Source organism: Halorubrum rutilum (assembly GCF_024494565.1).
Window position 1 is genome coordinate 371973 of sequence record NZ_JANHDN010000003.1, and the last position, 19177, is coordinate 391149.

Below are 19177 nucleotides of genomic sequence, written 5' to 3' on the forward strand. Positions count from 1 at the left end.
GGATGTCGCCGGCGATCCGCCGATGTCCACCCGGCTCCTCGGCCGATACGGGGGGCCGATCGTCGCCGGACTGGGGTTCGTCGTCACGCGGTTCTTCGTCGCGGAGGCGGTCGTGCTCTCTGGCGGACCGCTCGCCGTCGCCGCCACCGTCGGGTCGCTGGTGGTCGGGCTCGCGGTCGCCGTCGCCGGCGTCGCGCTCGGGGTCGGCGCGTTCTCCCCGGCGTACGTCGCCGACGTCAGCCGGGGCTGCCTGTTCGGGACCGGCGCGATGACGGCCGCGCTCGCCGTCACCGTCGCGGCGACCGGCGTGGACATGATCGGAGCGGCGATCGGGACCCAGCTGCTCGTCGCGAACGTCCTCCTCGCCGGCGCCATCGGCGGGATGGTCAACGGCCACCGGAAGGCGTCCCTCCGGCGGCGGCGGGCGGCGATCATGCGCAGCGCGAACCGCGCGCGCTTCATCAACCGGCTCCTCCGTCACGAGGTGTTGAACGCCGCGGCGATCATCGACGGCCACGCCGAGCTGCTCCGGGGCGACGACGCGAACCGCGACCGCTCCGTCGACGCCATTCGCCGCGGCGCCGAGCGGATCGAGTCGACGGTCGACGGCGTCGGAACCATCGCCGACGCCGGGTCGGACGACGCGGTCTCGCTCGCCGCGGCGGTTCGCGCCGGGATCGAGTCGGCCGGCGACGGGGAGACGTCCGATCGGGCGGCGTCGATCGACCTCGTCGCCCCGGCCGACGGCGACGACGCCGGAGGGTCCGCCGACACCGGGGGCGACGAGCCCGCCGAGCCGCTCGCGGTCGAGGCCGACGACCGGCTCTCGGTGGTGTTCGAGCGGCTGATCGAACACGCCGTCGACGTCCGCGGCGCCGAGCGCGTCCGGATCGAGACGACGGCCGGGCGACACGCGGCCGCCGCGGCGGTCGTCGACGACGGGACCCCGCCGTCCGATCGACAGCGCGACGTCCTCGAACGCGGCTCGTTTCCGGAGTACGACGACCCGACGAACGGGTTCGCGCTGCAGGCGGCGTCGCTCCTCGTCGGCGAGTACGACGGGTCGATCCGGGTCGATCGCGGCGACGAGACGCGGATCGCGGTGCGGCTCCCCCGTGCGAGCGTCGACGCGGCGGCGGCCGCGGTCGGCGTGGAGTACCCGGACCTGCGTCGGGCGGTCGTCGCGGGGATCGGCGCGGGCGTCGCCATGGGGGGCCTCTACTGGTCGACGAGCGGCGTCCTCCCGGTGATCGGCGCCCTGTACGGCGTCGAGAACGTCGCGATCGGCTGGATCACGCACCTGTTCCACAGCGTCGTGTTCGCGCTCCTGTTCGTCGCCGTCGCGTCCAGGTCCGACGCCCGGACGCGCCTCGACCGTCCGCTCGGCGCGAGCCTCGCCGGCGTCGGGTGGGGGACGCTGCTCTGGCTGGTCGCCGCCGGGCTGCTCATGCCGGTCTGGCTCCGGGCCGTCGGCGTCCCGGCGACGCTGCCGAACCTCCCGCCGATCGGCCTCTTCGGTCACGTGCTCTGGGGCGCGACGCTCGGCCTCGGATACGTGTCGCTCGGCGGGCGGTTCGACTGATCGGTCGGGGCCGCGGAGACGTGCCCGTCCGGGCTCAGGGCTCCGCCTCCAGCTCGCCGGACAGCGCGCGGAGCGGCGTCTCCGTCACGTCGACGAAGCGACCGCCGACGTCCGCGACGCCGCCGTCGGTGGCGGGGTCGTCGCCGACGTGGATCAGCGTCTCGGGGGCGACGTCGAGCGCCTCGGCGGCGGCCTCGAACGCCTTCGGGTGGGGCTTGCGCCACCCGCAGCCGACGCTGGTCGTGACCGCGTCGAACTCGCCGCGGAGGCCCGCGCGGATCAGCGTCTTGGAGACGAGCTCCGGCACGGCGCAGTTCGAGAGGAGCCCGACCGGCCCCCGCTCGGCCGCGTCGTGCACGGCGTCACGGGCGCCGTCGCGCCGGGCCACGTCCGGGTCGAACGCCGCGACGACGGCGTGTCGGACGACGTTCTCCGCGGCGTCGACGCCGCGGGAGTCGAGGGCGTGCGCGACGTGGGCCGGGAGGGGCACCTCCGCGCCCGCCGGGGCGTCCACGTGTCGCTCGCCGTACGCGACGTGCCAGTCGTCCGGCACCGCGACGCCGCGGGACTCCAGCTCCCGCGCGACGATCTCCGCGGGGTCCGAGGGGTACTCGACGTCGACGAGGGTCCCGAACAGGTCGAAGGTGACTGCCACGATACCCCTCTTTGGGACAAAACGGGATTGAAGCTGTCGGTCGACGAAACGGGGTCGATGCGACGGCGGAGAGGCGGGCGGCCCCGCCTCACATCGCCGGGGCCACGTGGATCGAGTAGAACCGGTAGAGCCCCGTCACCCACGCGCAGAGCCAGAGGAGCATGAAGCCCGCCACGCCGACGCGGAGCCGGGCGCGCCAGTGGCTCATGTCCTCGTGGATCTCGTCGATGTCGACGTCCGGGTCGTCGTAGGCGTCGGCGTTCCGCTTCGCCTGGAAGATCCGGACGATACCGGTGAGCGCGAACGCCAGCAGCGCGTACGCCTGCAGTCCGAGGAACGCGTGGATCACGGCGAGCCCGGAGAGCCGCCGGAAGAGGCGGGGGATCATCCACCCGACGATCGGGACCGTGGTCAGCGCCAGCCCGGTGCCGATATACCAGAGGTGGTGCGTGAGGACGTTCCAGCTCACGGTCTCGGCGTCGATCATGATCCACGCCCCGTACAGCAGGAAGGGGAGACTCGTCGTCACCGAGAGGCCGGCGAGCGCCGCGAAGACCGACTCGTCTACCATCGATCGACGCTTCGGGCCCCGGCGCGTAAAACTCCCCGATCCGCTCGTCGCCGCGGGCGTCCCCCACGTCGAGCGGGGCCCTCGCCGACGCGACCGGGCGGTCGACGTCGCGGCGCGGGCGGCGGACGAAAACAGTTAGCGTCCGGAGTCCGTACGGGCGGACGATGGAGGACACCTCGACGGGTTCGGAGCCGGAGCCGAGACCGGACCGGGAACCGAGCGACTCCGACGGCGGCGAGGCGTCTCCCGGTACCGAGACCCCTTCCGGCGACGACGCGTCTCCCGGTACCGAGACCCCTTCCGGCGCCGAGAGCCCCTCCGACGCCGAGACCCCTTCCGACGGCGATCGGCCCGGAGACGAGACGGAGCCGACCGTCGAGGGCGACGCAGACGACCTCGACGAGCTCAGGCGGCGCGTCGAGGAGGAGTACGACTTCGACGACTTCGGCCCGTCGGACATGGCCCGGATGAGCGCCGACGAGTGGGACGCCGCCTTCGACCCCGACTCGTGGATCACGGGCGACCGGCTGCTCGAACGCGCCGAGGCGGAGCTCAAGTCGCGGATCGCCGGCCGAGAGGTGTTCGGCGTGTTGGAGCGCGTCCGCGCCGACGGCGAGGAGCGGATCCTCGTCTACTCCGACGAGGGGTACGCCATCGTCCGGCCGACCGGGGAGGTGACCGGGCAGGGGACGGTGCTGCGCGACATCGAGCCGGTCGTCGCGCTGGCGGCGATGGAGTCGTACGACGTGCCGGAGCCGCCGGACGACTGGTCGCTCCCGCACCCCGACACCGTCCCCGAGGGGTCCGGCGAGTTCGGCAACCTGATGGTGCAGGTGATCGCGGTCGTGCAGGTGCTCGCCGGCGCGGCGCTGCTCGCGGCCACGTTCCTGACCGACCTCGACACGATCGTGGCGCCGGCGATGGGGATCGTGTTCCTGCTCGTCGGCCTCTTCCTGTTCGTGATGGTGGCGAACGCGCGGCTCTCGGACCGCTTCCGTTCGGAGGAGTACCGCGACCGGCTGCGGGCCCTCCGCGAGGCGAAGGAGCGCCCCGACTTCGTGCCGGTCGAAGGGGGGGTCGTAGAGGAGGAGGAGGTCGACGAGTGAAGCGCCGATATCGCGGGATAGAGGGCCTGTAAACCTCCCCCCGTCGACGGATTCAGTCGGTGGGTTTAAGCGCACGCCGTCCTGAGTGAACCTGTATGAAAAGGCGGGAATTCGTGCGGACGGCCGGCGGTGCGACCGCCGCGGTCGCGGCCGGTGCGGGCGCGACCGGAACGGCCGCCGCACAGGAGCAACAACCGGACTGGCCGAGCGGGGTCACCGGCGGGAACCTCGGGTCGTACCGAGACGCCCGCGGGGAGAGCGAGGTGACCGTGCAGGTCGGCGCGGGCGACAGCGGGCTCGCGTTCGACCCGACCCAGCTGTGGGTCGACACGGGCACCACGATCACGTTCGAGTGGACCGGGAACGGCGGCGCGCACAACGTCGTGACCGTCGACGACGGCGGTCCGGCGAGTCTCAACAGCGGCGACCCGGTCGGCGAGGAGGGGTACACCTACGAGTACGAGGTGACCGAGGAGGACGCCGGCATCACCCACTACCACTGCGTCCCCCACACCGCGACGGGGATGCACGGCGGCATCGCCGTCGGCGGGGACGTCCCGACCGTCGAGGTCGGCGGGGCGTCCGACGGGTGGCCGGAGAACATCGCCAAGGTGGGCGTGCCGCTCCACGCGCACTGGGTCGGGATCGCCGCCATCCTCGGCATCTCGCTCACGTTCGTGTTCACGTTCTACCTGCTGAAGTACGGCGAGTCGGCCCACACCGGCCACGGGGGTGCGCAATGAGCTCCGGCGGCTCCTCGTACGGCGACATCCACCGGTACGAGCCGGCCCGCGAGAGCACCGCCGCGGCGATCGCCATCGTGCTCCTCACCGTCATCGAGGTCGTGTTCGTCGGGCTGTTCGTCTACGGGCTCATGTCCGCCTGGGCCTCGACGGAGTTCGGCAACATGTACACCGGCGCGCTGTTGGCGATGATCTTCATCGACCTCGCGTTCATCCTCCTACTGTACCGCAAGGAGTTCCTCCCGGACGTGATGATCGTGAAGAAGCGCCGCCGCAAGTGGGAGGACCTCTACGTCCGCGAGGAGGACAAGGACGGCAACGAGCTCGACACCGGCGGCGCGATGGAGACGGTCAAGCGGGCGATCTACCCGTACTACAAGAAGTGACACAATGAGCCTCAAGAAACAAGACGACATGGACCACAACGCGTGGCTCAAGAAGCAGGACCTGACGGTCATCGAGACCGCGTTCCTCACCACGCTCATCTGGCTCGACAAGCGGCTCCGCATCGTCGACTACCTCGAACTCCTGGAGACGATGTACTACCGCGCGAACATGCAGATGCCGAAGAGCCACACGGAGCAGTACGACCTCGACAACAAGTTCTGGTACTGGTACCCGCTCTACTCGCTCGGATCGCTGTCGATCATCGCGTACCTGGTCGCGGCGGTCTCCGGCGCGCTGCTCGGCTTCTACTACGCGCCGTCGACCGCCGGCGCCGCCGCGCAGGGCGACCCGACGGCCGCGTACGACTCGCTCGTCATGATCATGACGGACGTCCAGTTCGGCTACATGCTCCGCTCCATCCACCGCTGGGCGGCGCAGTTCATGGTCGCGGCGGTGTTCCTGCACATGCTCCGCGTCTACTTCACCGGCTCCTACAAGGAGCCGCGCGAGGTCAACTGGATCCTCGGGATCGTCCTCATCGGCCTGACGCTCCTGTTCGGCTTCTCCGGGTACGTGCTCCCGTGGAAGCAGCTGTCGTTCTGGGCCGCACAGATCGGCGTCGAGATGGCGCTCGCGACCCCCATCGTGGGCGAGTGGGCGGCGCAGCTCCTGTTCGGCGGCTTCACCCTCGGACAGGCGACGCTCGTGAGAATGTACATCCTGCACGTCTTCGTGCTGCCGTTCGTGGTGACCGGGCTCATCGCGCTCCACGTCGGCATCGTCTGGGTGCAGGGGATCGCCGAGCCGCACTAATCCAATGACCGACGACACCACCCCCATGACGGACGGAGGCACCGACGAGGAGGCGCGCACCGACGGCGGTCCGCCGGCGACCGTGCCGCCGGACGACGAGACGCCGACCTGGACCGAGCGCAAGGAGCACTCCAGCGGGCTCGCTCAGCTCACCTACCAGTACTTCGAGCGCTCCCGCCGCGAGGACGAGGACCTGCGCGCGGAGTCGACGTACGTCGAGCGCGACGTGCTCGGCTTCCCGACGTGGCCCCACGAGACGATCCGGAACCTCGCCATCACGAGCTTCTTCGTCGGGATCATGATCCTCGTCGCGGCGCTGATGCCGGCCCACTTCGGCGAGCCGGCGAACCCCGGCTCGACGCCGGCGATCATCCTGCCGGACTGGTACCTCTACTGGTCGTTCGGGCTGCTGAAGCTCAACCCGCTCAACCCGAGCCTGGCGGTGCTCGGCGGCAACATCGCCATCTCGAACGAGTTCCTCGGGATCCTGGCTCACGGGGTCGTCTTCGGCGTCATCACGCTCGTGCCGTTCCTCAACAAGGGGAGCGCGCGGCGCCCCGTCGAGCAGCCGTTCTGGGCGGCCGTCGGCGTGACCGGGGTCATCCTGGCGTTCACGCTCGCGTGCCTCGCGGTCCAGAACTTCTTCCCGATCTCGCTCGACCTGCTGCTCACGCTGACGTTCATGCTGCCGGTCGCCGGCGGCATCATCACCTACGCGGTGCTGAAGACGATGCGTGAGGGGTACATGTACGACCTGAACCGGCGGTACTACATGCTGCGCCCGCCGAAGTAACGGCCTCGAACGCCCGGTTCCGGTTCTCTTCCGCCGCACCACTACTCGATGTCATCATCCACCGACCGCGACGACGCACAGGCGTTCGACGAGACGGGCGACCCGATCGCCGCCGACGAGCGGGAGGACCCCCGAAGCGAGCCCACCGGTCCCCGCGTCGGCCCGGAGGGCCGCGAGATCGTCGTCCCGTTTCGCCTGTACAAGGCCGTCACCGTCTTCTCGACGCTCGCGGCCGTCGTCGCGTACCTGATCGGGTTCACGCTCGTCGACGCCGCGACGCTGCAGATCAGCTTCGTCCGGACGACGATCGTCTACCTCCTGAACAGCGCCGGCCTCTACCCGTCGAACGACGCGCTCGTCGCCGCGCTGGCGATCACTGGCATCGCGTTCATCGTCGCGGGAACGGCGGTGTACGTGTTGGGGACGCGGTTCCGCGGCCGGGGGATGGGAAAGTCTCAAGACGGCTCCGGCGAATCGTAAGGTAATGGCAGACGAGTTCATGAAGGGGTTCGCCCTGTTCACGCTCGGTGGCCTCGGCTGGCTCACCTTCGGCGGCTGGTACCGGACGCCCTCGTACTACGACGTCGTGCAGCTGGTCAACCCGGCCGAGGGGATCGAGAGCGCCTACGGCCAGGTCGGGCTGGTCGCCGGCGACGCGTTCTTCTGGGTGATGGTGCTCGGCGCGCTCACGTTCTGGGTGCTGATCCCGGCGAGCCGCGAGCTGCGCGACGCCCTCGACGACGACGCCGACGGCGACGCGGCGAACTGATCCGCCCTTTTCCACCTCGTCTCCGACGACCTCCCCCGCGATTCAGCGCGAGCGACGAGCGTCGGCCGACCGTCGATTCGCGACTCGCGACCGCGCTCGGTTCACGGGCGTCGATCACGAGCCGAGTCGCTCAGGCGACGCGCGTGAGAACGGGTCGCGATTAAGGGTGCGTTCCGATGGTATCGGGGGCGAAACCGCGAGAGAACGGAACCGCACGGCGGGCGTCGTCCCCGGCGACGGCCCCGCGGCGCTACGCGATGACGAACTGGTCCCAGAGCCCCGCGACGAGGAACCACAGGGCGTAGTAGGCGGCGAACACTAAGACGAGCAGCGACGCGGCGATCGAGCTCTTCGGGGCCTCGATCGGCATGTCGTTGCGCGCCTCGACGTTGCGCGCCTCCAGTTCGAAGAGGTCGGCGACGAGCATCGTGATCACGAGCACCGAGAGGATCACACCGCTAACCGGGGCGTCGAGCACGAACAGGAAGCTCAACAGGAGCAGTCCGATGTTCGTGACCGCGTGCGGCGTGTACGGTTCGACCTCGTCGCCGGCGGTGCCCTGCTCGACGTGACGGCGGTACGCGAGGTGACGCGTCGCGAGGTTCGCCACCGCCATCGTCAGTATCGCGTACGGCAGCACCGGTCCGACGGCGGACAGCCAGCCGAGGGGAACGAGGAACTGCAGTGGGTCCATGTCGACACATCCGGCGACGAGTTATTAGAGCCTTTCCGATCGCCGCGCACGGCTCGCGCCCGCGAGCGTCACGAGCGCGACCGAGTCGACCGCCTCGATCGCGACCGACCGGTGCGGCGCGACGACCGCCCGCTCCTCGCCGTCGACCACGAGGGCGACCGACTCCGTCTCGCGCTCGACCGAGACCGAGAGCCGCTCCGCGGCGACCCACGCGTCCGTTCTGGTCCGGAACGGGGCGATCGGCGCGACGGAGAGGCCGCCGCCGGGCTCGACCACCGGCCCGCCGGCGGCGTTGGCGTAGCCGTCGCTCCCGAGCGGGGTCGCGACGACGACGCCGTCGGCCCGGAACGCCTCGTCCGCCCCGCCGGCGAGGTCGACGGCGAACTCGGAGATGCGGGCGGGTTCGACGGTGACGAGGGCCGCGTCGAAGGCGGCGCGAAGCGGCGCGCCGTCGCCCGAGTCGACCGCGAGGATCGGGTGGGCGACGCGTCGGACGCCGCCGCGTCGCTCGCGCCGGTCGGGAAGGGGGTCGCCCTCGCCGGAAAGCGCCGCGTCGAGCAGCGCCCGGAGGCGGCGCTCCGCGTCGTCGGCGTCGACGGCGAGCCGGCGCGACCCGACCGGGACCACCGGCGCGTCGGGCGCGCCCGCGAGGGCGTCGCGGAGGGCGTCGTCGCCGACCGCGACGACGGCGTCGGCCGCGGCGCGCTCGACCGATCGGTAGGGGAGGCCCGCGAGCGCGTCGCGGAGCGCCGCCGCCCGCTCGTCGCCGACGACCGCGACGCCCCGCTCCGACGGTTCCATACGCGAGTGGTGCGGCCGGCGCGGGTGAAAACCTCCCGGTTCGCGGCGGGGGTTACTCCCCGAAGGGCCAGTCGCCCGTGAGCCTCATCCCGGTCGCCTTCCCCTCCGCTTCGAGCGCCGCCGCGATCGCGTCCCGGTCCCGCCGCTCGGTCGTCACCGACGCGTCGGCGAGCTCGACGACGAGTTCGGTCAGGAGGATCGCCTGCTCGCGGAGGTTCCGCGGCTCCAGCTTGTCGAGGGTGTCCGCGCCGGTGTGGCCCCAGCCGCGGCCGCGCCCCTCCGTCTCCCCGGAGGCCATGTACCCCGGGATCCCGCGCTCGACGAACGGCCAGTGGTCGCTGTGGGGGACCAGTTCCGCGCCGAGCGAGAGGGGGTGGTCGAAGCGGTCGGCCACGCGCTCCGCGGCCGCCGCGAGCGCGTCGAACCTGTGGTGGTCGAGCTTCAGGGTCCGGCCGAACACGTTGCTGTCGACGTTGACGACGGCCGCGACCCGGTCGGGGTCGAGGCCCTCCGCGTACCGCGAGGAGCCGACGAGGCCGACCTCCTCGGCGCCGAAGGCGACGAAGCGGACCCGCCGGTCGAGCTCGTCCTCGCGGGCGGCGAGCGCGTTCGCGACCTCGACGACCGTGGCCGTCCCGGCCCCGTTGTCCATCGCGCCCTGCGAGACGTCGTGGGCGTCGACGTGCGAGGAGACGACGAGGTGCTCGTCGGTGTCCGGGCCGAGCTCGGCGACGACGTTCCCGCTCGTCGCGTCGGGCGTCTCGCAGTCGACGGCGACGGTCAGCTCGTCGCCCTCGTTCCGGCGGGCGAGCCGCGCGCCGACCTCCTTCGAGACGCCCACCGCGGGGATCTCACCCACCGGCGCGTCCGCGGTGCCGACGCTGCCGGTCGGCGGGAGCGTCCCCTCGACGTGGTTCGCGAAGACGAAGCCGGCGGCGCCGGCCTCGACGGCGCGGTAGTACTTCTCCCGGCGGTGGACGAACCGGTCGACCGAGTCGGGAGTGTCGGAGGAGGCCATGACGACGGTCCCGTCGAGGTCGGCCTCGAAGTCCTCCGGGACGCCGTAGCCCAGGTCGACGAGCTCGCCGGTCGCCTCGCCGCTCGGGCTCCGCGGGAGCGCGATGCAGGCGTTCATGCCGGCCGCGAGCGTCTCGTCGCCGGCGCGGACCGCGCTGTCGCCGCGCTCCCACCCCTGGATCTCGAACTCCTCGATCCGGGCGTTGCGCGCGCCGGCGTCGGCCAGGGCGTCGCGGGTCAGCTCCAGCCCCTCGCGCTCGCCGTCTGAGCCGGCCATGCGGTGGTCGAGGTCGACGAGCGATTCGAGGTGGTCCCAGCCGGCGTCGCTCGTGAAGGTGTCGCCGATCCAGTCGGTCATGGGTGTGGGTGGCCGGGGCGCGGGTCAAGCGTTTCGGTGGCGGCGGACGGGGCCGGCGGTCGGACCGGGAGTCGGTCAGACGGCCGGAACGACCGGGAGCAGGACCGTCGCGGCCTCGGCGGCCGCGAACGTCGAGTCGTACAGGTGGTTCAACAGGAGGTAGGTGACGACGCCGAGCGCGAGCGAGAGGATCCACGCGCTCGCGGCGACCCGGCCGACCCGGCGGTGGGGGGTCTCGTTTCGGAGCTCCCGCTCCGAGTGCGTGAGCCCGAGGACGATCGCGTAGAGGACGACGGGGACGGAGACGACGGAGAGCAGGATGTGGACCGCGAGCATGATCAGGTACGCGGGGTACACCCAGTCCCACAGCGGGACCCAGCCGTACGCGGAGTCGAGGACGAACTCCTTCGTCCCGCCGCCCGCCACCTTCGGGAGGTACATCCCGAGGAACAGGAGGATGAGGCCGAACGAGGTCGTCATCGCGGCCGCGTGCTTCTTCACCTCGTCGTTGCGGATCCAGTACCAGCCGAGCGAGAGCGTGGCGATCGTGACGGTGTTGACCGCGGCGATGGCGTGCGCGAGCAGGTCGACGGTCCCCTGCGTGAGCGTCGGGAACAGCGCCTGGAACTCGGGGACGAGGAAGACGCCGCCGACGGCCCCGTAGCCGACGATCGTGAGGAGCGCGGTGATCGCGCCGGCCCGCTCCTTGGCCCGGTCGCGGACGCTGGCGGTGGACATATCGGAGGGAGGGAACGGAGCGATAAGTCGGCTTCGGGTGCTCCCGGCGGTCGGGACGGGAAGAGCGATCGGGACGGGAGGGCGGGCGGTCGGGACGGGAGGGCGGGCGGTCGCTCGACGCGTCCGCCGACCTACCGGTCGATGACGCCGGTCGCCGTCGCGACCTCGATCGCGGCCTCCTCGTTGATCCCGCCCTGGAGGATCGTGTAGCGGTCGCGGATCTCGTGGGCGGTCGTCAGCGCGGCGATCAGCTCCTCGTCGTCGACGCCGAGCTCGGCCGCGGTCGTCGGGGCGTCGAGCTCCGCGAGCGCGTCGCGGATCGCGCTCCACCGCCCGTTCTCGCCGCTGTGGAGGTACTCCGTCACGACCGAGGCGACGCCGACCTGGTGGCCGTGGAGGGCCTTGCCGGGCGCGATCCGGTCGAGCTGGTGGGAGATGAGGTGCTCCGCGCCGGAGGCGGGCCGCGAGGAGCCCGCGATCGACATCGCGACGCCGGAGGAGACGAGCGCCTTCACGACGACCCACGACGACTCCTCCAGCCCGGGCCGGATCATGTCGGCGTTCTCGACGAGCAGCTCGGCGGTCATCTCCGAGAGCGCGCCCGCGTACTCGCTGTACTCGACGTTCCGCAGGCGGCGGGCGAGCCGCCAGTCCTTCACGGCGGTGTAGTTGGAGATGATGTCGGCACAGCCCGCGGTGGTGAGCCGCCACGGGGCGTTCGCGAGCAGCGCCGTGTCCGCGACGACGGCGAGCGGCGGGTCGGCCGCGACCGAGTGGCGCGTGTCGCCCTCGGGGATCGAGGAGCGCCCGGAGACGATCCCGTCGTGGGAGGCGACGGTGGGGACGGAGACGAAGCCCACGTCGAGGTGGTCGGCGGCCATCTTCGCGATGTCGATCGGCTTCCCGCCGCCCAGGGCGATCAGGTAGCCGGGGTCGATCGCCTCGGCGGTGTCCGTGAGCTCCTCGACCGCGTCGAAGGAGGCCTCGTCGACGACGGCGGTCGCGGGGTCGTCGAACTGCGCGCGCACCCGGTCGCCGGCGATCTCGTTCGGCGTCGGGCTCGTGACGATGAGGGGGCGCCCCGTGAGGTACAGCTCGCCGACCGCGGCCCCGAGGTCGTCGATCACGTCGTGACCGACGAGCACGTTGCGCGGGAGCTTGATCCACGTGGACTTCTCGAACATACGGGTCGGTCGCGCTCGCGAGGCAAAGCCGTTGCCCATGTCGGCCGGGCCCGGGAGGCGCGGGGCCGTCCGCGGACGCGAACGCGCGACCGCCTACGCGGCGAGCGCCGAGAGCGCGGTGGCCGCGTCGTAGAGGAAGAAGACGCCGAAGCCGGCGAGCACGGCCGCCGACGCGACCGCGACGACCGGCGCGAGCGTCTCGGTCCGGCTCTCGGCCGCGACGAGCACCGCGGGGAAGCCGGTGATCCAGGTGAGCACGCCGAGGAAGAAGCCGCCGATCAGCGCCGGCGACCCGGTCGTGACGACGAAGGCGCCGGCGAGGTCGGCGCCGACGACCGGGAGCCGGGCGAGCACGTCGAGCTCCCCCGGACGCAGCAGGCCGACGCCGACGGTGAGCCAGAACAGCACCTGGTACGGGTTCGTCAGCGCGAGCACCAGCGCCTTGCGGAACCCCTTCCCCGCCTCGATCGAGGGCTCGTCGCCGGACGCGGGACGGAACGACGCCCGCGCGCCGCGGGCCGCGCCGACGGCGAAGTACAGCATTAAGACGCCGCCGGCCGCGACCATCGCGGCGCGGAGGAGCGGGAGGGACTCGACGACGGCGACGACGCCGAGGTACGCGAGGACGAAGAAGATCGCGTCGGCGGTCGCCGCGCCGAGCCCCGCGCGGAAGCCGGCGGCCCGACCGCGGAGGACCGACTCCTCGGCGATGACGGCGTTCATCGGACCGGGCGGGGCCGCGAGCGCGAGGCCGAAGACGACCCCGGCGGCGAGCGTCACGAGGAGGTTCACACCGCTCGCAACGACCGGTTTCGTGAAAAAGTCCGCGACGGAGCGGTGAACGTCAGGGCCCGAAAAGCCGCACCGACGGACGGAAGCGGGGAGCGGTGCGGGAACGAGGGCGACCGAGGGGGCCGAACGCTCAGTCCGCGTCCTCGACGCGGATCGACCGGGCGATCGCCGCCGGCAGGCTCTGCTCGCCGGTCGGGGTCGTCACGGTCACCATGCCGAAGGGGGCGACGTCGACGACCTCGACCGCGGTCCCCGGCGTGATCCCGGCGTCGGCGAGGTAGTCGAGCTCGTCCTCGTCGCGGTCGGACACCCGCGTCACGACGACGCGGTCCCCCTCGTCGCGGTCGGAGAGGCGCGGCCCGCTCCCCTCGTCGACGGGTTCGAGGTCGGCCCCGGGGATGGGGTCGCCGTGGGGGTCGACGGCGGGGTCGCCGAGCGCCTCCGCGACGCGGCGCTCGAACTCCTCGGAGATGTGGTGTTCGAGGGCGTCGGCCTCGTCGTGGACCTCGCTCCAGTCGTAGTCGAGCCGGTCGGCGAGGAACGCCTCCAGCAGCCGGTGGTGGCGGACGACCTCCAGCGCGACCGCCTCCCCCTCCGCCGTGAGCTCCGCGCCCTGGTACGGCTCGCGCTCGACGAGCCCGCGCTCCTCCAGCTTCCCGAGCATGTCCGTGACGGACGGGGAGCTCTTGTCGAGGTACTCCGCGACGGCGGACGTCGAGACGGGGGGGCCCTGCTCCGACTGGAGGACGTAGATCGCCTTCAGGTAGTCCTCCATGACGTCGCTCAGCATTTATAAGCGATCGCGGCCGGCGGCCCAAATACCTACCGGGAGCGGTCGCCGGTCGGAGGGGTTCGACCGGATCGCGGCGGCCGCGGACCGGTCACTCGTCCCGGAGCTCGGCGTCCCGCAGCGCCTCGTTGAGGTCCTCGCGGACGCGCTCGCCCGTCTCGCGGTCCATCGCGGTGGTGACGATCCGGTTCTCCTGCACGCTGGAGCCGTCCCGCAGGAGGAGCCGGACGTTCCCGTTGGTCCCGGCGCGCGTCGCCTTCGCGCGGAGCCCCGTGCGCGAGCCGGTGCCGCCGGCGTCGATGGGGCCGGGAACGATCTTCTTGACGTGGGGGTGCTGCGCGACCGTGCTCACCGCCTTCCGCCCCTTGCGGTCGCCGATGAGCGTCGAGTGGGAGCCGCCGATCTTCTCGCGCGGCGGGGTCTCGACTACCTCCAGCGCGCGGTCGCCGCGCCGGTCGAGCACCCAGGAGACGACGGGGCTCGCGCGCTCGCGACCGTCGTCGGACCCCTCGTCGACGCTCGCGTCCGGCACGCGGTAGAACTCGTGGTGGACCTGTGCGCGCGTCTCGCGGAGCGGCTCGCGCGCGCCGGCGGCGTAGACGGTGTCGGGGCGCTTGCGGCGGATCTCGTCGGCGACCCGGCCCGCGAAGTTGCGGAGCTGGACCTCGGTGAGCCGCTCGTCGCTCTCGGGTCGCGTCGTCACCGTCGTCTCGCCGACGACCGCGTCCTCGTCGAGCATCGTCAGCCTGGCGCGGTCCTCGGCGAACTCGGCGACGACGGCGTCGGCGTTGGCGGTGTTACAGGTGAGACAGTAGTCCCCGGGCTTGCGGAGGGGGGTGCCACACCGCCGGCAGTTCATACCGGACGGAGGCGCGTGGCGGATAAAAGCGCGTCCGTTCGTCCCGGCTCGGAGCCCCCCTTCCCCCTCCTCCGGGCCACGGAGGCAACCCATATTAGTGGGGGCCGGCCTGAGGTGAGGTATGGACACCGACGGACCCGACGACGATCCCCCGGGCGAGCGGGGGCCGCAGGTTCCGGACGGCGACGCCATCGAGGACCGGGTGGCGCGGCTGTTCCGCAGCGGCCGGACGAACGCCCTGGTCGCGTGGGCGATGGCGGCGGTGCTCGCCGGTGCCTTCGTCGAGAGCCTGCTCGGGGGCGACCTCCTCCCGATGGCCCTCGTCGCCGCGATCGGAGCCGTCGTGGTCGCGCCGGCGGTCGCGGCGCGGGACCCGCGGGTGATGCTCCCGTGGGAGGTGCTCGGGCTCGCGCTGTTACCGGTGCTCGTGCGCGTGCTCTTCGGAGGCGAGCTCGGGACGTTCGCGACGTACCTCGCGATCGCCGCGTTCGCGCTGATCGTCACCGTCGAGCTCCACATGTTCACCGCGCTCCGGGTCACCCACTGGTTCGCGGTGCTGTTCGTCGTGCTGACGACGATGGCGACGGCGGCCGCCTGGACCGTGCTCCGGTGGAACGCCGACCGGCTGCTCGGGACCGGCTTCCTGACGACGAACGAGGCGCTGATGATCGAGTGGATCTACGTGACGCTGGCCGGGCTCGCGGCCGGCGTCCTCTTCGACGCGTACTTCCGGCGGCGCGGGGCGCGGCTCCGCCGGCGGATCTGGCGGGTGGTGCGGCGATGAGCGTCCGCGGGGCCTTCCGCGCTCGGCCGTCGCTGCGGACCCAGCGGCGGCTCACCAGGGCGATGCAGCTCCTCCTCGCCGGCATCGTCGTCTACGGGGCCGCCTTCGGGCAGCCGAAGGCGATCACCAACGGGGGGCTCGGGCTGCTCGTCACGTTCGTCCCGGCCGCGCTCGAACGGAACTACGACATCCCGCTCGACCCGTGGCTCGGGGTGTGGATCACGTCGGCGGTGCTGTTGCACACGCTCGGGTCGGCCTGGTTCTACGCGCAGATCGGGTGGTGGGACCACCTCACGCACGCGCTGTCGGCCTCGCTGGTCGCGGGCGCCGGCTACACGACGCTGCGCGCCGTCGACCTCCACAGCGACGCGATCCGGATCCCGCCGCGGTTCGCGTTCGCCTTCATCCTCGTGGTGGTGCTCGCGTTCGGGGTCGTCTGGGAGCTGTTCGAGTTCGGGCTCGACATCGTCGCCGACGAGACGGGGATCGAGATGCCGCTCGCGCAGTTCGGGCTCGACGACACCGTGGCCGACCTGATGTACAACTCGGTCGGCGCGCTGGTCGTGGCGCTGTTCGGCCAGGCGCACCTCACCGGCGTCGCGGAGCGCGTCCGCGACGGGCTGTTCGGACCGACCGAGGAGTGATCGGGGCCGGGCGGGGATCCGGACGGGCTAACGCGGGCACGCCGCGACGGACCTAGCGCAGGCACGCCGCGACGACCCGCAGCGCGGCCTCGCCGCGGACCTCGTTCGCGAGGAGCGGGACGCGCTTCACGTCGCGGCCGCGGAACAGCTCGGCCGCCCGCCGGAGCGCCCCCTGCTGGACCTCCCAGCGCCGCGCGCAGAACTCGCAGGTGTCGGGGTTCGGCTCGACGATCCACGCCGGGTCGACGTCGGCCACGTCGCCCACGCCCTCCATCACCCGGTTGACGACGAGCGTGTTCACCGGAATCGAGAACTCGTCGAGGCGGGCGACCAGCCGCTCGGACTCGACGACGCTCATCTCCTCGGGGATCGTCACGACGCGGAAGTCGGTCTGTCCGGGGTCGCGGAGCACGGCCCGGAGGCGCTCGATCCGCTCCTGCAGCTCGTCGAGGTCGGCCGTGGGGTCAGGGCCGTCGTCCCCACCGCCGAACATCCCCTTGAGCCCGTCCATCATCCCGGAGAAGCGGTTGCGGAGCTTCATCACGCGGCCGATCATCGAGTCCATGATCTCCGGGAGCTGGAGCAGCCGGAGCGTGTGCCCGGTCGGCGCGGTGTCGACGATCACCCGGTCGAAGCGCGGGTCGTCGAGGTATTCGAGCAGCTGTCGCATCGCGGCCGCCTCGTCGGCGCCGGGCATCGTCCCGCCGAGGAGGGATCCGAGGCCCTCTTCGGCGCTCTCGTCACCGGGGGCGGCCTCGCCGCCCATCATCCCGCCCATCGCGTCGCCCATCTCCCCCATCCCGCCCAAGGGGTCGCCGTCGGCGCCGAACATCCCCTCCTCCATCGCGTCGTCGGGGTCGATCTCGGCGGCGTAGAGGGGCATCTCCTCGCGGATGCGCGTCGGCTCGGCCGGGATGTCGGTCTCGTAGGTGTCCGAGAGGGAGTGCGCTGGGTCCGTCGAGACGACGAGCGTGCGGACCCCGCCCGCCGCCGAGGAGAGCCCGGTCGCGGCCGCCATCGTCGTCTTGCCGACCCCGCCCTTCCCGCCGTAGAGGACGTACTCGGGCGCGTCGACGCCCTCCGGGAGGGCCGTGGCGTCCGTCTCGGCCGGGAGGTCGGCTTCGGAATCGGTCTCGGGGTCGTCGCTCTCGGGCTCCTCGACGCGATCCACGGGTTCGACGTCGATGTCGTCCATACCGGGTCGTGCGTGCGGCGCGTACGTGTACCCGTCGGTACGGAGAGGGTGCGGCGTGGGATGTTGAGTTTGCCACTGAGGTATCCGGGACGATATCGGTCGGGCTGAGAACATCGTCGCAGCTTCTGTCGTATTTATAAATAGAGGGGAGTGGATCCCGGTGAACACCGCCAAAGCCCCAGTCGCGAGGACTCGCGCGGCTTGCTGTGCTCCTCGCTCGGTCGCTATCGCTCCCTCACTGCGGTGCTTGCCGCGCCGTGCTTCGTCCTCGCGACTGCCCCTTTGAGTCCCACCCCGCACGGCACCGCAACCGCACCTCACACCTCCCCAGCCTCGCGGTTCGCGCTCTTCGAGCGCTCACCGCGTCCCTCGCACGCGCTCCTCGCCGCCGAGGACGGCGGCTCGGAGGCGCGCGCCACCGTACCGTAGTCTGTTTATAGGTAGTCGCAGTCCGGCGGTCTTTACGTATCTCGTCTACTCGGTCGCGCCCTCGCGCTCGACGGCCATCCCGAGGTCGGCCATCGCGTCGAAGAAGCCCGGGAACGAGACGTCGACGTGCTCGCCGCCGCGGATCGTCGTGGTGCCCTCGGCGGCGAGCGCGGCCACGGCGAGCGCCATCACGATCCGGTGGTCGGCGCGGCCGTCGACGGTCGCGCCCCGCAGGTCGCTCTCGGAGCCGTGAATCGTGAGCGCGTCGGGCTCCTCGGTCGTCTCGGCGCCCATCGCTTCTAGCTCCTCGGCCATCGCGGCGACGCGGTCGGTCTCCTTGTACCGGACGTGCTCGCAGTTCGTGATCCGGGTGTCGCCGTCGGCGACCGCACCGAGCGCGGCGATGGTGGGAAGGAGGTCGGGGGTGTCCCCCACGTCGACCGCCACGCCCGAGAGGTCGGACCGCCGGACGGCGATGACGCCTTCGTCGCGGTCCCAGTCGATGTCGGCGCCCATGCGCTCCGCGATGTCGACGATCGCGGCGTCGCCCTGCGCGCTCGGGCGAGCGCCCTCGATCCGGACGGCCTCGCCGGGCTCGGCGGCGATCGCCCCGGCGGCGACGAGGTACGAGATGGAGGAGAAGTCGCCGGGGACGGCGTAGCTCCCGCCGGCGGGCGCGTACGACTGACCCCCCTCGACGACGAACCCCGCCGCGCCGGCGGCGCCGTCGAGGGGGGCCCCGTCCTCGCCCACGGGCGTCGCCTCGACCCCGAAGTCGCCGAGCAGTTCGAGCGTGATGTCGACGTACGGCGCCGACTTGAGCTCCGTCGTCAGCTCGACCTCGATCCCCTCGTCGGTGACCGCGCCGGCCATCAGCAGCGCGGTGACGTACTGCGAGGAGACGTCGCCGGGGATGGCGACCTCGCCGCCCGCCAGGGGGCCGGCGATCACGAGCGGCGCCCGCCCGTTGCCGCGGGTCGACTCCGCACGGACCCCGAGGTCGCCGAGGGCCGTCAGGAGCGGGCCCTGCGGACGCGACCGGAGCGACCCGTCGCCCGTCAACACCGTCGCGCCGTCGGCGAGCGCGGCCGCGGCCGTGACCAGCCGCATCGTCGTCCCGGAGTTGGCGCAGTCGATCACGTCGTCCGGGACCGCCGGCCGGCCGCCGAAGCCGTCGACGGCGAGCGCCTCGGCGTCGTCGGGGACGCGCGCGCTCCCGTCGAGGGGTTCGGGGTCGGCGGCTCTGGACTCGGGGGCAGGGGCTCCGGGCTCGGGGCTCGGCCGGACCGCGCCGCCGAAGGCGGTCACGGCGCGGGCGGTCGCCCGCGTGTCCGCGGAGACGAGCGGCGACCGCACGGTCGCGCCGTCGCTGTACCCCGCGGCGAGCAGCGCGCGGTGCGTGTAGCTCTTTGAGGGCGGCGCGCGGGCGGTCCCCCGGACGGTCGAGCCGGTGACGTGGACGTCCATACCGTC

General features: G+C 72.1%; 22 protein-coding genes. 10 read left to right on the forward strand and 12 right to left on the reverse strand.

Annotated features, from left to right (window positions below; translation table 11 throughout):
* Positions 1 to 22: 22 nt before the first annotated feature.
* Complete coding sequence (locus tag NO900_RS08450) at positions 23 to 1582, forward strand: hypothetical protein (protein ID WP_256408775.1); 1560 nt, start codon at positions 23 to 25, stop codon at positions 1580 to 1582.
* Positions 1583 to 1616: 34 nt separating this feature from the next.
* Here the strand turns inward: NO900_RS08450 and NO900_RS08455 are convergent, their stop codons facing one another.
* Together NO900_RS08455 and NO900_RS08460 are read right to left on the reverse strand one after the other, a co-directional pair.
* Positions 1617 to 2237: an HAD family hydrolase gene (locus tag NO900_RS08455; protein WP_256408776.1), complete on the reverse strand. Its 621-nt coding sequence runs from the start codon at positions 2235 to 2237 to the stop codon at positions 1617 to 1619.
* 88 nt (positions 2238 to 2325) lie between these two features.
* Entirely contained in the window at positions 2326 to 2808 is a 483-nt protein-coding gene (locus NO900_RS08460) for a DUF7321 family protein (protein WP_256408777.1), read from the reverse strand.
* Positions 2809 to 2972: 164 nt separating this feature from the next.
* On the opposite strand from NO900_RS08460, the gene NO900_RS08465 reads away from it, so the two are divergent.
* The 7 genes from NO900_RS08465 to NO900_RS08495 all read left to right on the forward strand — a co-directional run bounded on the left by NO900_RS08465 (position 2973) and on the right by NO900_RS08495 (position 7419).
* Positions 2973 to 3914, forward strand: coding sequence for a DUF7319 domain-containing protein (locus NO900_RS08465; protein WP_256408778.1), 942 nt, complete (start codon positions 2973 to 2975; stop codon positions 3912 to 3914).
* 95 nt (positions 3915 to 4009) lie between these two features.
* A complete protein-coding gene (locus tag NO900_RS08470) occupies positions 4010 to 4657 on the forward strand; it encodes a halocyanin domain-containing protein (protein WP_256408779.1) in 648 nt (215 codons plus the stop codon).
* Positions 4654 to 5043: a DUF7318 family protein gene (locus NO900_RS08475; RefSeq protein ID WP_256408780.1), complete on the forward strand. Its 390-nt coding sequence runs from the start codon at positions 4654 to 4656 to the stop codon at positions 5041 to 5043. The genes NO900_RS08470 and NO900_RS08475 overlap by 4 nt, the downstream gene beginning before the upstream one ends.
* Before the next feature lie 4 nt (positions 5044 to 5047).
* A complete protein-coding gene (locus tag NO900_RS08480; protein ID WP_092563348.1) occupies positions 5048 to 5857 on the forward strand; it encodes a cytochrome b in 810 nt (269 codons plus the stop codon).
* Positions 5858 to 5861: 4 nt separating this feature from the next.
* The gene (locus tag NO900_RS08485; RefSeq protein ID WP_092563346.1) at positions 5862 to 6650 is read left to right on the forward strand and encodes a cytochrome b family protein; all 789 of its coding nucleotides are present in this window, start codon (positions 5862 to 5864) and stop codon (positions 6648 to 6650) included.
* Between the two features lie 48 nt (positions 6651 to 6698).
* Entirely contained in the window at positions 6699 to 7130 is a 432-nt protein-coding gene (locus tag NO900_RS08490; RefSeq protein WP_256408781.1) for a DUF7315 family membrane protein, read from the forward strand.
* Between the two features lie 4 nt (positions 7131 to 7134).
* Entirely contained in the window at positions 7135 to 7419 is a 285-nt protein-coding gene (locus NO900_RS08495; protein ID WP_256408782.1) for a DUF7314 family protein, read from the forward strand.
* A 250-nt stretch (positions 7420 to 7669) separates the two neighbouring features.
* On the opposite strand, the gene NO900_RS08500 is transcribed toward NO900_RS08495, so the two are convergent.
* The 8 genes from NO900_RS08500 to NO900_RS08535 all read right to left on the reverse strand — a co-directional run bounded on the left by NO900_RS08500 (position 7670) and on the right by NO900_RS08535 (position 14652).
* Positions 7670 to 8113: a DUF7313 family protein gene (locus NO900_RS08500; protein ID WP_256408783.1), complete on the reverse strand. Its 444-nt coding sequence runs from the start codon at positions 8111 to 8113 to the stop codon at positions 7670 to 7672.
* Positions 8114 to 8137: 24 nt separating this feature from the next.
* Positions 8138 to 8914, reverse strand: coding sequence for an NAD(+)/NADH kinase (locus NO900_RS08505; RefSeq protein ID WP_256408784.1), 777 nt, complete (start codon positions 8912 to 8914; stop codon positions 8138 to 8140).
* 52 nt (positions 8915 to 8966) lie between these two features.
* A complete protein-coding gene (locus NO900_RS08510; RefSeq protein WP_256408785.1) occupies positions 8967 to 10289 on the reverse strand; it encodes a M20/M25/M40 family metallo-hydrolase in 1323 nt (440 codons plus the stop codon).
* A 75-nt stretch (positions 10290 to 10364) separates the two neighbouring features.
* Positions 10365 to 11027 carry a DUF420 domain-containing protein gene (locus tag NO900_RS08515; protein ID WP_256408786.1) on the reverse strand — a complete coding sequence of 221 codons (663 nt, stop codon included), beginning with the start codon at positions 11025 to 11027 and terminating at the stop codon, positions 10365 to 10367.
* A gap of 131 nt (positions 11028 to 11158) precedes the next feature.
* Positions 11159 to 12211 carry an NAD(P)-dependent glycerol-1-phosphate dehydrogenase gene (locus NO900_RS08520; protein WP_256408787.1) on the reverse strand — a complete coding sequence of 351 codons (1053 nt, stop codon included), beginning with the start codon at positions 12209 to 12211 and terminating at the stop codon, positions 11159 to 11161.
* A gap of 93 nt (positions 12212 to 12304) precedes the next feature.
* Positions 12305 to 13003, reverse strand: coding sequence for a LysE family translocator (locus NO900_RS08525; RefSeq protein ID WP_256408788.1), 699 nt, complete (start codon positions 13001 to 13003; stop codon positions 12305 to 12307).
* Between the two features lie 130 nt (positions 13004 to 13133).
* Positions 13134 to 13793 carry a metal-dependent transcriptional regulator gene (locus NO900_RS08530; RefSeq protein ID WP_256408789.1) on the reverse strand — a complete coding sequence of 220 codons (660 nt, stop codon included), beginning with the start codon at positions 13791 to 13793 and terminating at the stop codon, positions 13134 to 13136.
* Positions 13794 to 13884: 91 nt separating this feature from the next.
* Positions 13885 to 14652 carry a DUF2103 domain-containing protein gene (locus NO900_RS08535; protein WP_256408790.1) on the reverse strand — a complete coding sequence of 256 codons (768 nt, stop codon included), beginning with the start codon at positions 14650 to 14652 and terminating at the stop codon, positions 13885 to 13887.
* A gap of 121 nt (positions 14653 to 14773) precedes the next feature.
* Between NO900_RS08535 and NO900_RS08540 the strand changes: the two genes are divergently transcribed.
* Together NO900_RS08540 and NO900_RS08545 are read left to right on the forward strand one after the other, a co-directional pair.
* Positions 14774 to 15436, forward strand: a complete 663-nt coding sequence (locus tag NO900_RS08540) for a hypothetical protein (RefSeq protein WP_256408791.1) — start codon at positions 14774 to 14776, stop codon at positions 15434 to 15436.
* Positions 15433 to 16080, forward strand: coding sequence for a DUF2238 domain-containing protein (locus NO900_RS08545; RefSeq protein ID WP_256408792.1), 648 nt, complete (start codon positions 15433 to 15435; stop codon positions 16078 to 16080). The genes NO900_RS08540 and NO900_RS08545 overlap by 4 nt, the downstream gene beginning before the upstream one ends.
* Positions 16081 to 16132: 52 nt before the next feature.
* Here the strand turns inward: NO900_RS08545 and NO900_RS08550 are convergent, their stop codons facing one another.
* Both NO900_RS08550 and aroA read right to left on the reverse strand, forming a co-directional pair.
* On the reverse strand, positions 16133 to 17275 hold the full coding sequence (locus tag NO900_RS08550; RefSeq protein WP_256408793.1) for an ArsA family ATPase: 1143 nt from the start codon (positions 17273 to 17275) through the stop codon (positions 16133 to 16135).
* A gap of 474 nt (positions 17276 to 17749) precedes the next feature.
* Positions 17750 to 19171 carry a 3-phosphoshikimate 1-carboxyvinyltransferase gene (gene aroA, locus NO900_RS08555; RefSeq protein ID WP_256408794.1) on the reverse strand — a complete coding sequence of 474 codons (1422 nt, stop codon included), beginning with the start codon at positions 19169 to 19171 and terminating at the stop codon, positions 17750 to 17752.
* Positions 19172 to 19177: the final 6 nt, after the last annotated feature.